General features: G+C 50.1%; 9 protein-coding genes and 2 pseudogenes. 3 read left to right on the top strand and 8 right to left on the bottom strand.

Annotated features, from left to right (window positions below; genetic code table 11):
- The first annotated feature begins 167 nt into the window (after positions 1 to 167).
- Positions 168 to 1,754, top strand: a complete 1,587-nt coding sequence (gene pdeC, locus C1P89_RS17335; protein ID WP_000019531.1) for a c-di-GMP phosphodiesterase PdeC — start codon at positions 168 to 170, stop codon at positions 1,752 to 1,754.
- A 2-nt stretch (positions 1,755 to 1,756) separates the two neighbouring features.
- Here pdeC and soxS read toward each other — a convergent pair whose 3' ends face one another.
- Positions 1,757 to 2,080: a superoxide response transcriptional regulator SoxS gene (gene soxS / locus C1P89_RS17330; RefSeq protein ID WP_000019358.1), complete on the bottom strand. Its 324-nt coding sequence runs from the start codon at positions 2,078 to 2,080 to the stop codon at positions 1,757 to 1,759.
- Positions 2,081 to 2,261: 181 nt separating this feature from the next.
- Between soxS and C1P89_RS17325 the strand changes: the two genes are divergently transcribed.
- Together C1P89_RS17325 and C1P89_RS17320 are read left to right on the top strand one after the other, a co-directional pair.
- Positions 2,262 to 2,959, top strand: a protein-coding gene (locus C1P89_RS17325; RefSeq protein ID WP_094096600.1) for an IS1-like element IS1A family transposase whose coding sequence is annotated in 2 segments (ribosomal slippage) — positions 2,262 to 2,511 and positions 2,511 to 2,959 — 699 coding nt in all. Because the reading frame shifts where the segments join, the coding sequence is not laid out codon by codon here.
- A gap of 66 nt (positions 2,960 to 3,025) precedes the next feature.
- Positions 3,026 to 4,317 (top strand): annotated as a pseudogene (locus tag C1P89_RS17320) (pentapeptide repeat-containing protein).
- Between the two features lie 153 nt (positions 4,318 to 4,470).
- Here the strand turns inward: C1P89_RS17320 and C1P89_RS17315 are convergent.
- The 7 genes and pseudogenes from C1P89_RS17315 to acs form a co-directional block, all read right to left on the bottom strand.
- Positions 4,471 to 6,120: a Na+/H+ antiporter gene (locus C1P89_RS17315; RefSeq protein WP_000402207.1), complete on the bottom strand. Its 1,650-nt coding sequence runs from the start codon at positions 6,118 to 6,120 to the stop codon at positions 4,471 to 4,473.
- 151 nt (positions 6,121 to 6,271) lie between these two features.
- Positions 6,272 to 7,621: a guanine/hypoxanthine transporter GhxP gene (ghxP, locus tag C1P89_RS17310; RefSeq protein ID WP_000106882.1), complete on the bottom strand. Its 1,350-nt coding sequence runs from the start codon at positions 7,619 to 7,621 to the stop codon at positions 6,272 to 6,274.
- A gap of 545 nt (positions 7,622 to 8,166) precedes the next feature.
- Positions 8,167 to 8,604, bottom strand: coding sequence for a redox-sensitive transcriptional activator SoxR (soxR, locus tag C1P89_RS17305; protein WP_032156388.1), 438 nt, complete (start codon positions 8,602 to 8,604; stop codon positions 8,167 to 8,169).
- Between the two features lie 9 nt (positions 8,605 to 8,613).
- Positions 8,614 to 9,311 (bottom strand): IS1-like element IS1A family transposase gene (locus C1P89_RS17300; protein ID WP_237158176.1). Its coding sequence is split into 2 segments (ribosomal slippage): positions 8,614 to 9,062 and positions 9,062 to 9,311, totalling 699 coding nucleotides; the frame shifts between segments, so codons are not numbered across the junction.
- A 190-nt stretch (positions 9,312 to 9,501) separates the two neighbouring features.
- The gene (gene actP, locus C1P89_RS17295; protein WP_000832543.1) at positions 9,502 to 11,151 is read right to left on the bottom strand and encodes a cation/acetate symporter ActP; all 1,650 of its coding nucleotides are present in this window, start codon (positions 11,149 to 11,151) and stop codon (positions 9,502 to 9,504) included.
- Positions 11,148 to 11,461: pseudogene (locus C1P89_RS17290) on the bottom strand (DUF485 domain-containing protein). Before C1P89_RS17290 ends, actP begins: the two are co-directional and overlap by 4 nt.
- Before the next feature lie 199 nt (positions 11,462 to 11,660).
- Entirely contained in the window at positions 11,661 to 13,619 is a 1,959-nt protein-coding gene (gene acs, locus C1P89_RS17285) for an acetate--CoA ligase (RefSeq protein ID WP_000078246.1), read from the bottom strand.
- Between the last annotated feature and the right edge of the window lie 370 nt (positions 13,620 to 13,989).

Below are 13,989 nucleotides of genomic sequence, written 5' to 3'. Positions count from 1 at the left end.
AATTTTGAATATCAATGAATTATTTTCATCCAGGTGACGATTAGAAAGGTATCAATTTCAAATCAGGCAAAAGTGCTATTTATACCGTAAGATTTATCTAAAGACGTCGGTACCCAGGGTTTTCACCTTGCAATGGCCGGGTATAAACAGGCAGGAAATTGATAGCAATGAGTCATCGTGCACGACACCAATTACTGGCGTTGCCGGGCATTATCTTTTTAGTTCTCTTTCCCATCATTCTTTCGCTATGGATTGCCTTCCTTTGGGCAAAATCAGAAGTGAATAATCAGCTCCGAACCTTTGCTCAACTGGCACTGGATAAATCCGAGCTGGTCATTCGCCAGGCAGATTTAGTGAGCGATGCAGCTGAACGCTATCAGGGGCAAGTTTGCACTCCAGCCCATCAAAAGCGAATGTTGAATATTATTCGTGGCTATCTTTATATTAATGAATTGATCTATGCCCGTGATAACCATTTTTTATGCTCATCGCTGATAGCGCCTGTAAACGGCTATACGATTGCACCGGCCGATTATAAGCGTGAACCTAACGTTTCTATCTATTATTACCGCGATACGCCTTTTTTCTCTGGCTATAAAATGACCTATATGCAGCGGGGAAATTATGTGGCGGTTATCAACCCTCTCTTCTGGAGTGAAGTGATGTCTGATGACCCGACATTGCAATGGGGTGTGTATGATACGGTGACGAAAACCTTTTTCTCGTTAAGCAAAGAGGCCTCGGCAGCAACGTTTTCTCCGCTGATTCATTTGAAGGATTTAACCGTACAAAGAAATGGCTATTTATATGCGACAGTTTATTCGACAAAACGCCCAATTGCAGCCATTGTTGCGACTTCATATCAACGTCTTATAACCCATTTTTATAATCATCTTATTTTTGCGTTGCCCGCCGGTATTTTGGGGAGTCTTGTTCTGCTATTACTCTGGCTACGTATTCGACAAAACTATTTATCTCCCAAACGTAAATTGCAACGCGCCCTCGAAAAACATCAACTTTGTCTTTATTACCAGCCAATAATCGATATCAAAACAGAAAAATGTATCGGCGCTGAAGCGTTGTTACGTTGGCTTGGTGAGCAGGGGCAAATAATGAATCCGGCAGAGTTTATTCCGCTGGCAGAAAAGGAGGGGATGATAGAACAGATAACTGATTATGTTATTGATAATGTCTTCCGCGATCTGGGCGCGTACTTGGCAACACATGCCGATCGCTATGTTTCTATTAACCTGTCGGCCTCCGATTTTCATACGTCACGGTTGATAGCGCGAATCAATCAGAAAACAGAGCAATACGCGGTGCGTCCGCAGCAAATTAAATTTGAAGTGACTGAGCATGCATTTCTTGATGTCGAAAAAATGACGCCGATTATTCTGGCTTTCCGCCAGGCTGGTTACGAAGTGGCAATTGATGATTTTGGTATTGGCTACTCTAACTTGCATAACCTTAAATCATTGAATGTCGATATTTTGAAAATCGATAAATCGTTTGTTGAAACGCTGACCACCCACAAAACCAGTCATTTGATTGCGGAACACATCATCGAGCTGGCGCACAGCCTGGGGTTAAAAACGATCGCTGAAGGCGTCGAAACTGAGGAGCAGGTTAACTGGCTGCGCAAACGCGGCGTGCGCTATTGCCAGGGATGGTTTTTTGCGAAGGCGATGCCGCCGCAGGTGTTTATGCAATGGATGGAGCAATTACCCGCGCGGGAGTTAACGCGCGGGCAATAAAACTACAGGCGGTGGCGATAATCGCTGGGAGTGCGATCAAACTGCCGACGGAAAACGCGGGAGAAGGTCTGCTGCGAGACATAACCCAGGTCCATTGCGATATCAAAAATCGGACGCTCGGTGGTGCGCAACTCAACGGCGGCCAGTAACAGGCGACGTTGGCGAATGTAATCGCCAAGCGTCTGATGCGTCACCGTGCGGAACATTCGTTGCAAGTACCACTTTGAATAGCCTGATTTTTTTGCGACTACATCAATGTTAAGCGGCTGGTCAATATGCTCGTCAATCCATGCGATAAGATCCTGAATAATTTTCTGATGGGACATAAATCTGCCTCTTTTCAGTGTTCAGTTCGTTAATTCATCTGTTGGGGAGTATAATTCCTCAAGTTAACTTGAGGTAAAGCGATTTATGGAAAAGAAATTACCCCGCATTAAAGCGCTGCTAACCCCGGTGATGCTGCCAACTTACTGATTTAGTGTATGATGGTGTTTTTGAGGTGCTCCAGTGGCTTCTGTTTCTATCAGCTGTCCCTCCTGTTCAGCTACTGACGGGGTGGTGCGTAACGGCAAAAGCACTGCCGGACATCAGCGCTATCTCTGCTCTCACTGCCGTAAAACATGGCAACTGCAGTTCACTTACACCGCTTCTCAACCCGGTACGCACCAGAAAATCATTGATATGGCCATGAATGGCGTTGGATGCCGGGCAACTGCACGCATTATGGGCGTTGGCCTCAACACGATTTTACGTCACTTAAAAAACTCAGGCCGCAGTCGGTAACCTCGCGCATACAGCCGGGCAGTGACGTCATCGTCTGCGCGGAAATGGACGAACAGTGGGGCTATGTCGGGGCTAAATCGCGCCAGCGCTGGCTGTTTTACGCGTATGACAGTCTCCGGAAGACGGTTGTTGCGCACGTATTCGGTGAACGCACTATGGCGACGCTGGGGCGTCTTATGAGCCTGCTGTCACCCTTTGACGTGGTGATATGGATGACGGATGGCTGGCCGCTGTATGAATCCCGCCTGAAGGGAAAGCTGCACGTAATCAGCAAGCGATATACGCAGCGAATTGAGCGGCATAACCTGAATCTGAGGCAGCACCTGGCACGGCTGGGACGGAAGTCGCTGTCGTTCTCAAAATCGGTGGAGCTGCATGACAAAGTCATCGGGCATTATCTGAACATAAAACACTATCAATAAGTTGGAGTCATTACCGATAATGCAGAGAATATGCCTTTTCTTTCTTGTTAATTATAAGGATATTTTATGCGCTATAATGGTTTAAATAATATGTTTTTCTCTCTTTGCCAGATTAACGATAACCACTCTTTCACAAGTTCATCACATACAAAGAAAACAAAATCATATAATTACAGCAAACATCATAAAAACACGTTAATTGACAATAAAGCCCTCTCTCTTTTCAAGATGGATGATCATGAAAAAGTGATAGGTTTGATTCAGAAAATGAAAAGAATTTATGATAGTTTACCATCAGGAAAAATCACGAAGGAAACGGACAGGAAAATACATAAACATTTTATAGATATAGCTTTATATGCAAATAATAAATGTGACGATAGAATTACGAGAAGAGTTTACCTTAGTAAAGAAAAGGAAGTATCCATTAAGGTGGTATATTTTATAAATAATGTCGCCGTCCATAATAATACTATCGAAATTCCACAGACAGTAAATGGTGGTTACGATTTTTCACACCTTAGCCTGAAAGGTATCGTGATTAAAGATGAAGATTTATCCAATTCGAATTTTGCAGGTTGCAGACTACAAAACGCTATTTTCCAGGACTGTAATATGTATAAAACGAATTTTTATTACGCCATAATGGAAAAATACTTTTTGATAATTGTATTCTCGATGACTCAAATTTCGCTCAGATAAAAATGGCCGACGGAACTCTAAATGCATGCTCCGTTATGCATGTTCAATTCTACAATGCAGCAATGAATAGAGCCAATATTAAAAATACCTTTCTTGACTATTCAAATTTTTATATGGCGTACATGGCTGAGGCAAATCTTTATAAAGTAATAGCGCCATATGTTAATTTATTTAAAGCCGACCTTAGTTTCTCTAAACTCGATTTAATTAACTTTGAACATGCTGATCTGTCTCGCGTCAATCTGAACAAAGCAATCCTCCAGAATATAAACTTAATTGATAGCAAACTCTTTTGTACGTGGCTAACAAATACATTCCTCGAAATGGTTATATGTACCGACTCTAATATGGCTAATGTTAATTTTAATAATGCCAATTTAAGCAACTGCCATTTCAACTGTTCTATTTTAACAAAAGCCTGTATGTTTAATACCCGTCTCTATCGGGTTAATTTTGATGAGGCTAGCGTCCAGGGAATGGGCATTTCCATACTCCGTGGGGAGGAAAATATCCCCATTGATAGTGATACCCTGGTAACACTACAGAAATTCTTTGAAGAAGATTGTACCTCTCATACTGGCATGTCACAAACTGAGGATAATATTAATGCAGTCGCTATGAAGATTACTGCAGATATTATGCAACACGCAGATTGAGGTTAAGTCGAAGAACAGCCAATGAATTGACTTTACAAGAGAGATAACTTATTTGTTTTAGAATCATGAATGTTAGCCCGAGCTAACCTGTTAAAGGTGCAAAAGATTGCACCTTTTTCAGATTACCTCGGGCCTGGTTACGTCGCTTTCGGCTTACTGATTTTCCTCAATTAGCAACGCTTCAAGCAAATCGAGATCGTGCAGTAATTTTTGCAGCGTTTCGTTGCTGATCTCCCGCGTGGCGCGCAGGTGGTACAGTTCAGCACGTTCAGAACGCAATGCCGCCAGACGGAAGCGACGCTCAAGGTTCTCTTCCTGCACGGAACTTTCAACGTCGTTACGTCCATCGGCGCGACGACGCAGGTTACCAATGACGCGAGAACTGACCTCCGTAAGCAGCTGGTTATCGATATTCTCTTCGGTATCCGCCGCCAGACGCTCCTCCATTTTCTGGATCGCCACAATCGCCACTTCTGCCGTTGCCGCTCGCGCAATACGTTCTTCTTTCAATTGTTGCGAATGGTCCGCGACTTCAATGTGTTGTAGCAGAATAGGCAACATCACCACGCCGACAAACAGCGAGAAGAGAATGACGCCAGCCGCCAGGAACACCAGCTCATAGCGCGCCGGGAAGACGTTACCATCCGGCAAGAGCAGCGGGATAGAGAGCACACCGGCCAGAGTGATCGCCCCACGCACCCCGGCGAAAGACGCGATCAGGATTTCTCGTGTGGTCCACGAACCAAACTCCATCGGCTTCTTCTTCAGGAAGCGGTTGCTGAACTTTTTCATCGTCCACAGCCAGCCGAAACGGACCAGCATCAGCGCCGCATATATCAGAATAATATCGGTAAACAGCATCCAGATTTCGACGTTAGGGTCGATTTCTGCCGCCATCAGCGACGTCTCCAGAATACCCGGCAGCTGCAGACCTAACAGCAGGAACACCATGCCGTTAAAGACAAATTCCAGCATCGCCCAGGTGCTGTTTGCGCGCAGGCGCATTGCCAGCGGCGCACGGCGCATCACACCGGAGCGGGTGATGGTCATCCCGGCGGCAACCGCAGCGAGGATGCCGGAAACGCCAATATGTTCGGCAATCAGATAAGAAGCGAATGGCAGCAAGAACAGCAGAACGATCTGCGTCGCGGGTTCATCACCGCCCCAGCGGCTGAGGAATCGCAGCGAGCGACCATACAGCCAGCTCACCACAAAACCGGCAAGAATACCACCAATGGCTACTTTCATAAATTCGACCGTCGCACCGCCGACGGTGAAGATCATCGTCCCCATCGCCACTGCCACGGCAAACTTCAACGACACCAGGCCGGAGGCGTCATTCATCAACGCTTCGCCCTGCAAAATGCCCATGATTTTTTTCGGGATGCGCCCTTCGCCAACAATCCCGGAGAGCGCCACAGCATCGGTCGGAGAAAGTACCGCCGCCAGCGCAAAGGCGGGGATCAGCGGAATGCCCGGCACCACCCAGTAAATAAGGAAGCCAATGCCGACCACGGTGACCACCACCAGCGCCAGCGCGAGGCCGAAAATCTCTCGACCATGTTCGAGAAATTCACGGGTCGGCGTTTTCCAGCCATCAGCGAACAGCAACGGCGGGATAAACAAGACTAAAAAGAGTTCAGGATCAAACTCCACATGCAAACCAAACGTCGGCCACGCCAGTAGCGCACCGATGGCGATTTGCATAAGCGGAAGCGGGATCTGAAAGGGCATGACACGAGTGACCACCCCGGACAGTGAGACCACGAGGGTCATTATCAGTATGGTGAAGAAGATTTCCATGCGTTCCCTGTTTGCGATGTTTTTTTATGATCTGAGAAAGGCGTTATGCCTGAATTCTCATTTTTTCAGAATATCGCAAAAGCTCACACAATGTGCGGAGAAAATAAAAACGGGCAGCCATTGCCACCCGTTTTCAGAATCCGATGAAAGATTAGATAGCCCAGCCACCCGCATAGAAGGTCACCAGCGCCACGGCGATAACGACCGTACCGATGTTCAACTTGCGCCATTCGCCGGAAACCAGACGACCAATCACCAGAGTCGCGAAGCCGATCATGATGCCTGTTACGATGTTACAGGTCAGCACGATGAATACCGCCGTAACCAGACCCGCCATCGCATCAACAAAATCAGCAAAGTCGATTTTCGCCACGTTGCTCAGCATCAGCAGGCCAACGTACATCAGCGCCGGAGCCGTTGCATACCCCGGAACGAGGTAAGAGAGCGGAGAGAGGAACAGAATCAGCAGGAACAGCACGCCAACGGTGATAGCCGTCAAACCGGTTTTACCGCCCGCCGCCGTACCCGCCGCAGACTCGATGTATACCGCTGCCGGAGCAGCACCCACCAGGCCAGAGAAAACGCTGCTCATGGAGTCAGTGGTCAGTGCTTTCCCACCGTCGATGATCTGCCCATCTTTATCCAGCAGGTTCGCCTGGCCGGCGACGGCACGGATAGTTCCGGTGGCATCAAATACTGCCGTCATCACCAGCGCCAGAACGCTTGGCAGGACTACAGGATTCAGCGCGCCCATAATGTCCAGGCTGCCAATCAGTGAATTGCCGTTTTCATCGCTCAATGAAGGCATGGCGAAAACGCCGGAGAAATGGACGTTAGGATCGAAGATCAAACCGACAATTGAGATACCGATAATGGTCAGCAGAATGCCACCAGGGACTTTCAGTTTTTCCAGGCCGATGATCACCGCCAGACCTACCAGTGACATAATCACCGGGAAGGTCGCGAAATCACCCAGCGCAACGGGCAGACCATCAAGCGGGTTTTTAATCACCAGACCGACACCATTAGCGGCAATGAGCAGCAGGAACAGACCGATACCGATCCCCGTGCCGTGCGCCACACCGTGCGGCAAGTTGCGCAAAATCCAGCTACGGATACCCGTGGCAGAAATTACCGTAAACAGCACACCCATCAGGAACACGGCACCCAGCGCGACAGGTACGCTAATATGTTGCCCCAGCACCAGGCTGAATGCGGTAAACGCCGTCAGGGAGATGGCGCAACCAATCGCCAACGGCAGATTAGCCCACAGACCCATCACGATAGAACCGAGTCCGGCAACCAGACAGGTTGCAACGAAAACTGCCGCAGGCGGGAAGCCTGCTTTACCCAACATACCTGGAACGACGATGACCGAGTAGACCATCGCCAGAAACGTTGTTAACCCGGCAACCACTTCCTGACGGACAGTGCTTCCACGTTGTGAAATTTTAAACCAGGCGTCGAGTGAACCGCCGGTACGCGCTGATGGCGTAGACATAAGAAAACATCCCCTGAGAGTTTAATTTTCGTCAAGATGCGTGGCGGACAATCCCCTGCCAGCGAAACGTTATCTTCCTGCTCCAGGTTTGCGACAATTTACTGCGTCGCAAAAAAGCAAACGTTTAGCTCCGCGCATACAAAACGGGTGGTAAAAAAAGCAAACGATTATCCGGCGATCATAGCGGCTTTTTCAACCGAAGTTTGCTGCTTTTTTCTCTTTTATTGTCTTGACGATGAAAAACCAGGCAATTGATGCGCAAACGTTATCGTCGGTGCGCAAGATTGCAGCGTTATCGAGCCGTATACCGTTCAGGATTGCGATAAAAAATCGTCTGAGATGACAAAAATATTGCGGATAAAAAGTATACTTTTACACTGGCGAAGAAATGCCGGTGACATACAATTAAAGCATCAACACCAACCGGAACCTCCACCACGTGCTCGAATGGGGTGTGTTGACGTCGGGGGAAACCCTCCTGTGTACCAGCGGGATAGAGAGAAAGACAAAGACCGGAAAACAAACTAAAGCGCCCTTGTGGCGCTTTAGTTTTGTTCATCTTCCAGCAAGCGTGCGCCGGTACCTTCTTCTCCTAAGCGGTCGCCCGGGTTACGCAACGGGCAATCACTGCGCGAAAGGCAGCCACAACCAATACATCCGTCCAGTTCGTCACGCAGCGCCACTAAGGTATGAATGCGCCGATCCAACTCTTCTCGCCATTGGGACGAAAGCTGTTTCCACTCTTTCGCACTTAACGTATGCCCTTCGGGCAACACGCCAAACGCTTCACCAATGGTCGCCAGCGGAATGCCAATACGCTGAGCAATTTTGATAATTGCAACATATCGCAACACATCACGTTTATATCGCCGCTGATTGCCGCTGTTACGGATACTGGTAATCAACCCTTTACTTTCATAGAAATGCAGCGCCGATACCGCCACACCGCTGCGTTTCGCCACTTCGCCGGGGGTTAGGGTAATGACTCCAACTTATTGATAGTGTTTTATGTTCAGATAATGCCCGATGACTTTGTCATGCAGCTCCACCGATTTTGAGAACGACAGCGACTTCCGTCCCAGCCGTGCCAGGTGCTGCCTCAGATTCAGGTTATGCCGCTCAATTCGCTGCGTATATCGCTTGCTGATTACGTGCAGCTTTCCCTTCAGGCGGGATTCATACAGCGGCCAGCCATCCGTCATCCATATCACCACGTCAAAGGGTGACAGCAGGCTCATAAGACGCCCCAGCGTCGCCATAGTGCGTTCACCGAATACGTGCGCAACAACCGTCTTCCGGAGACTGTCATACGCGTAAAACAGCCAGCGCTGGCGCGATTTAGCCCCGACATAGCCCCACTGTTCGTCCATTTCCGCGCAGACGATGACGTCACTGCCCGGCTGTATGCGCGAGGTTACCGACTGCGGCCTGAGTTTTTTAAGTGACGTAAAATCGTGTTGAGGCCAACGCCCATAATGCGTGCAGTTGCCCGGCATCCAACGCCATTCATGGCCATATCAATGATTTTCTGGTGCGTACCGGGTTGAGAAGCGGTGTAAGTGAACTGCATTTGCCATGTTTTACGGCAGTGAGAGCAGAGATAGCGCTGATGTCCGGCAGTGCTTTTGCCGTTACGCACCACCCCGTCAGTAGCTGAACAGGAGGGACAGCTGATAGAAACAGAAGCCACTGGAGCACCTCAAAAACACCATCATACACTAAATCAGTAAGTTGGCAGCATCACCTGCATTATCATTTTCTACGACTGTCAAAAATCGCTCATTTTTTAATGAGTTTATTTGTTTAATATTTTGGGAAAAGGTGATGCATGCTGGAGAGGAAGAGTATTCCCCGGTCAGGCGACCGGGGAAGGGGAGAGATTAATGTGCGCGGCCTTGCTCAACGCCAAAGCCGGTCTGGGAGCGGATAAACTGCGCGCGGAACAGTTCACGCTCGCGCGCCCCTTCCGCTGAGTTATCGGTTGCCGAGAAGAACCAGATGCCGAGGAATGCCACGGTGATAGAGAACAGCGCCGGGTATTCATACGGGAAGATGGCTTTTTCGTGACCAAGGATCTGTACCCAAATCGTCGGGCCGAGGATCATCAGTACTACTGCGGTAATCAGCCCCAGCCAGCCACCCATCATCGCGCCACGCGTGGTCAGTTTCGACCAGTACATAGAAAGCAGAATGATCGGGAAGTTACAGCTCGCCGCGATGGCAAACGCCAGCCCCACCATAAAGGCGATGTTCTGATTCTCAAACAGCACGCCGAGGATAATCGCAATCACGCCGAGGATCAGTACGGTGATTTTTGATACCCGCAGCTCTTCACGTTCGGTCGCGCCTTTTTTGAAGACGTTAGCGTACAAGTCATGCGAAACCGCGGATGCGCCCGCCAGCGTCAGACCCGCAACCACCGCGAGGATAGTGGCGAAAGCAACCGCTGAAATAAAACCGAGGAACAGGTTGCCGCCCACTGCATTCGCCAGGTGAACGGCCGCCATGTTGTTACCACCAATCAGATGGCCCGCCGCGTCTTTATATTCCGGATTCGCACCAACCAGCATGATCGCGCCGAAGCCGATAATAAAGGTCAGAATATAGAAGTAGCCCATAAACCCGGTGGCGTAGAACACGCTCTTACGTGCTTCGCGGGCATCGCTGACTGTAAAGAAGCGCATCAGAATGTGCGGCAAGCCCGCCGTACCAAACATCAGTCCCAGACCCAGAGAGAGTGCGGAGATCGGATCTTTCACCAGCCCGCCCGGCTTCATGATGTCGACACCTTTCGGGTGTACCGCCATCGCTTCACTGAACAGATTGTTGAAGCTAAAGCCGACGTGTTTCATCACCATAAAGGCCATAAAGCTGGCACCGAACAGCAACAGCACGGCTTTGATAATCTGTACCCAAGTGGTCGCCAGCATGCCGCCGAACAGGACGTACATCATCATCAGCACGCCGACCAGCACCACCGCAATGTGATAGTTAAGGCCAAACAGCAGCTCGATCAGTTTACCTGCGCCCACCATCTGGGCGATAAGGTAAAGCGCCACCACCACCAGAGAACCACAGGCCGAAAGAATACGAATCGGCCCTTGTTTCAGACGGTAAGAGGCCACATCGGCAAAGGTGTAGCGCCCCAGGTTACGCAGACGTTCGGCAATCAGGAACAAAATGATCGGCCAGCCCACCAGGAAGCCCAGCGAGTAAATTAAGCCGTCATAGCCGGAGGTAAACACCAGCGCGGAGATCCCCAAGAATGAGGCGGCGGACATATAGTCCCCGGCAATCGCCAGCCCGTTCTGGAAGCCAGTGATATTGCCGCCTGCGGTGTAGTAGTCGCTACGAGAACGTACGAGTTTTGATGCCCAGTAGGTAATGCCGAGCGTAAACACGACGAAAATCAGGAACATAATAATCGCCTGCCAGTTCGTTGGCTGGCGCTCTACGGCCCCGCTAATAGCATCCGCGGCGTTAGCTGCGAAAGGGAGTGTGGCGGCAAGCGCCGTCAGAACTCTTTTCATGATGCTTGTACCTCATGCAGGACTTCATTATTAAGACGGTCGAATTCGCCGTTCGCCCGCCAGATGTAGATACCGGTGAGAACAAAGGAGATCACAATCACTCCAACACCAATTGGAATACCGCGTGTGACGCTGGTGTTCGGATTCAGCGGCGTGCCAGCCAGCCGGGCGCGAAGGCGATCAGTAAAATAAAGCCGATATAAACTGCCAGCATAATAATCGACAGGATGGTGGCAAACCGTTGCCGTTTTTCGACTAACTCCCTGAAATGCGCATTGTCTTCTATCCGCTGATAAATAGTGCCATTCATCACAGATTCTCCAGAGGTAATGTAGGGATTGTTTTAATTCCCGCTCCCTTATGGGAGAAGGTTAACGCTCGGGTAACCCTTGCCGAATGTAGGCCGGATAAGGCGTTTACGCCGCATCCGGCAATCAATGCCTGATGCGACGCTGTCGCGTCTTATCAGGCCTACAAACCGTTACCGACTCGCATCCGGCAATTGTGGGTTACGATGGCATCGCGATAGCCTGCTTCTCTTCAAGCAGCTTCTCGACTACGCCAGGATCGGCAAGCGTCGAGGTATCGCCCAGGTTGCTGGTATCGCCCGCCGCAATTTTGCGCAGAATACGGCGCATAATTTTGCCGGAGCGGGTTTTAGGCAGGGAGTCGGTCCAGTGCAGCACGTCTGGCGTCGCCAGCGGGCCAATCTCTTTACGCACCCAGTTGCGGACTTCTGCGTACAGTTCTGGTGACGGTTCCTCCCCGTGATTAAGCGTGACGTAGGCGTAGATCGCCTGACCTTTAATATTGTGCGGAATACCTACTACGGCGGCTTCGGCAATCTTCGGATGCGCCACCAGCGCCGACTCAATCTCTGCCGTCCCCAGACGGTGACCGGAGACGTTCAGCACGTCGTCCACACGCCCGGTGATCCAGTAATAGCCATCTTCATCGCGACGCGCGCCGTCGCCGCTGAAATACATATTTTTGAAGGTGGAGAAGTAGGTCTGTTCAAAACGTTCGTGATCGCCAAACAGCGTACGCGCCTGACCCGGCCAGGAGTCGGTGATCACCAGGCTGCCTTCGGTAGCGCCTTCCAGCGGGTTACCTTCGTTATCGACCAGCGCCGGTTGCACGCCGAAGAACGGACGTGTTGCCGAACCGGCTTTCAGCTCGGTAGCGCCAGGCAGCGGCGTGATCATGAAACCGCCAGTTTCGGTCTGCCACCAGGTATCGACCACCGGACATTTCTCGTTGCCGATTTTTTTCCAGTACCACTCCCACGCTTCCGGGTTAATTGGCTCGCCCACGGAACCGAGAATGCGCAGCGACGAACGGTCGGTACCCTCGATCGCTTTATCGCCTTCCGCCATCAGCGCGCGGATCGCCGTGGGTGCGGTATAGAGAATATTGACCTGATGCTTGTCCACCACCTGCGCCATACGGGCAGGCGTCGGCCAGTTGGGTACGCCTTCAAACATCAGCGTGGTCGCACCGCAGGTCAGCGGGCCGTACAGCAAGTAACTGTGTCCGGTCACCCAGCCCACATCGGCGGTGCACCAGTAGATATCACCCGGATGATAATCAAAGACATATTTAAAGGTCAGCGCCGCGTACACCAGATAACCGCCGGTAGTATGCAGCACACCTTTTGGCTTACCGGTAGAACCGGAGGTGTAGAGAATAAACAGCGGATCTTCGGCGTTCATCTTTTCCGCCTGGTGCTGATCGCTCGCTTGCTCAACCAGGTCGTGCCACCACAGGTCGCGCCCTTCCTGCCAGTCAATTTTCCCGCCAGTACGCTTCAGTACCACCACATGCTCTACGCTGGTGACGTTCGGGTTTTTCAGCGCGTCATCAACGTTTTTCTTCAGCGGAATACTGCGCCCGGCACGCACACCTTCGTCGGAAGTGATCACCAGTCGTGAGTTGGAATCAATAATGCGCCCGGCAACGGCTTCCGGCGAGAAGCCGCCGAAAATCACCGAATGCACCGCGCCAATGCGGGCGCAGGCCAGCATCGCAACCGCGGCTTCCGGCACCATCGGCATATAAATCGCCACCACATCACCTTTTTTAATGCCCAGCTCGAGCAGGGTATTGGCGAAGCGGCAGACGTCGCGGTGCAGCTCTTTATAGCTGATATGTTTGCTCTGGCTGGCGTCGTCGCCTTCCCAGATGATGGCGGTACGATCGCCGTTTTCTTGCAGATGGCGGTCAAGGCAGTTTGCCGCCAGATTCAGCGTGCCGTCCTCGTACCATTTAATGGACACATTACCGGGGGCAAAGGAGGTGTTTTTCACCTTCTGGTAAGGTTTGATCCAGTCAAGAATTTTTCCCTGTTCGCCCCAGAAGGTATCAGGTACGTTAATAGATTGTTGATACATCGCCTCGTACTGCTGAGGGTTTATCAGGCAACGGTCTGCGATGTTGGCAGGAATGGTGTGTTTGTGAATTTGGCTCATGCTTTTGTTCTCCTTGTAGGGTGTTAATAATATGTGGCATAAGCGTTAAATGTAGGGGTATTGGCAGTTTTGTTTAGTATTTGGGCGACAGATCACGCAAAAGTAGAATTGTGCAAATAAACGGCAGGGTAATTTTTGAAGGTCAGCAACAAAAGTTGATTAATTCTTTGAGGAACATGCAGTTATGCATTGCTGTTGAAAAAGAGGAAGATACTAACTAACTCTAAAGTGGTATTTTACATGCACTTACAATTGATTAAAGACAACATTCACAGTGTGGTTATTTGTTACACATAGGGGCGAGCAATGTCATGACAGTGTAGGTGCGGTTACTGTCGTGAAAAACAATAAAAACCGCCATTGTAACAAT

It is taken from the genome of Shigella sonnei (genome assembly GCF_002950395.1).
Taxonomy (GTDB): Bacteria; Pseudomonadota; Gammaproteobacteria; order Enterobacterales; family Enterobacteriaceae; genus ECMA0423.
The sequence above is the reverse complement of the archived record's forward strand: the minus strand, read 5'-3'. Positions and strand labels throughout refer to the sequence as shown.

What these genes read in the sequence shown, in the direction of transcription:
- ghxP (WP_000106882.1), bottom strand. Translation starts at nt 7,621, where the DNA reads ATGTCTACGCCATCAGCGCGTACCGGCGGTTCACTCGACGCCTGGTTT.
- actP (WP_000832543.1), bottom strand. Translation starts at nt 11,151, where the DNA reads ATGAAAAGAGTTCTGACGGCGCTTGCCGCCACACTCCCTTTCGCAGCT.
- pdeC (WP_000019531.1), top strand. Translation starts at nt 168, where the DNA reads ATGAGTCATCGTGCACGACACCAATTACTGGCGTTGCCGGGCATTATC.
- soxS (WP_000019358.1), bottom strand. Translation starts at nt 2,080, where the DNA reads ATGTCCCATCAGAAAATTATTCAGGATCTTATCGCATGGATTGACGAG.
- acs (WP_000078246.1), bottom strand. Translation starts at nt 13,619, where the DNA reads ATGAGCCAAATTCACAAACACACCATTCCTGCCAACATCGCAGACCGT.
- C1P89_RS17315 (WP_000402207.1), bottom strand. Translation starts at nt 6,120, where the DNA reads ATGGAAATCTTCTTCACCATACTGATAATGACCCTCGTGGTCTCACTG.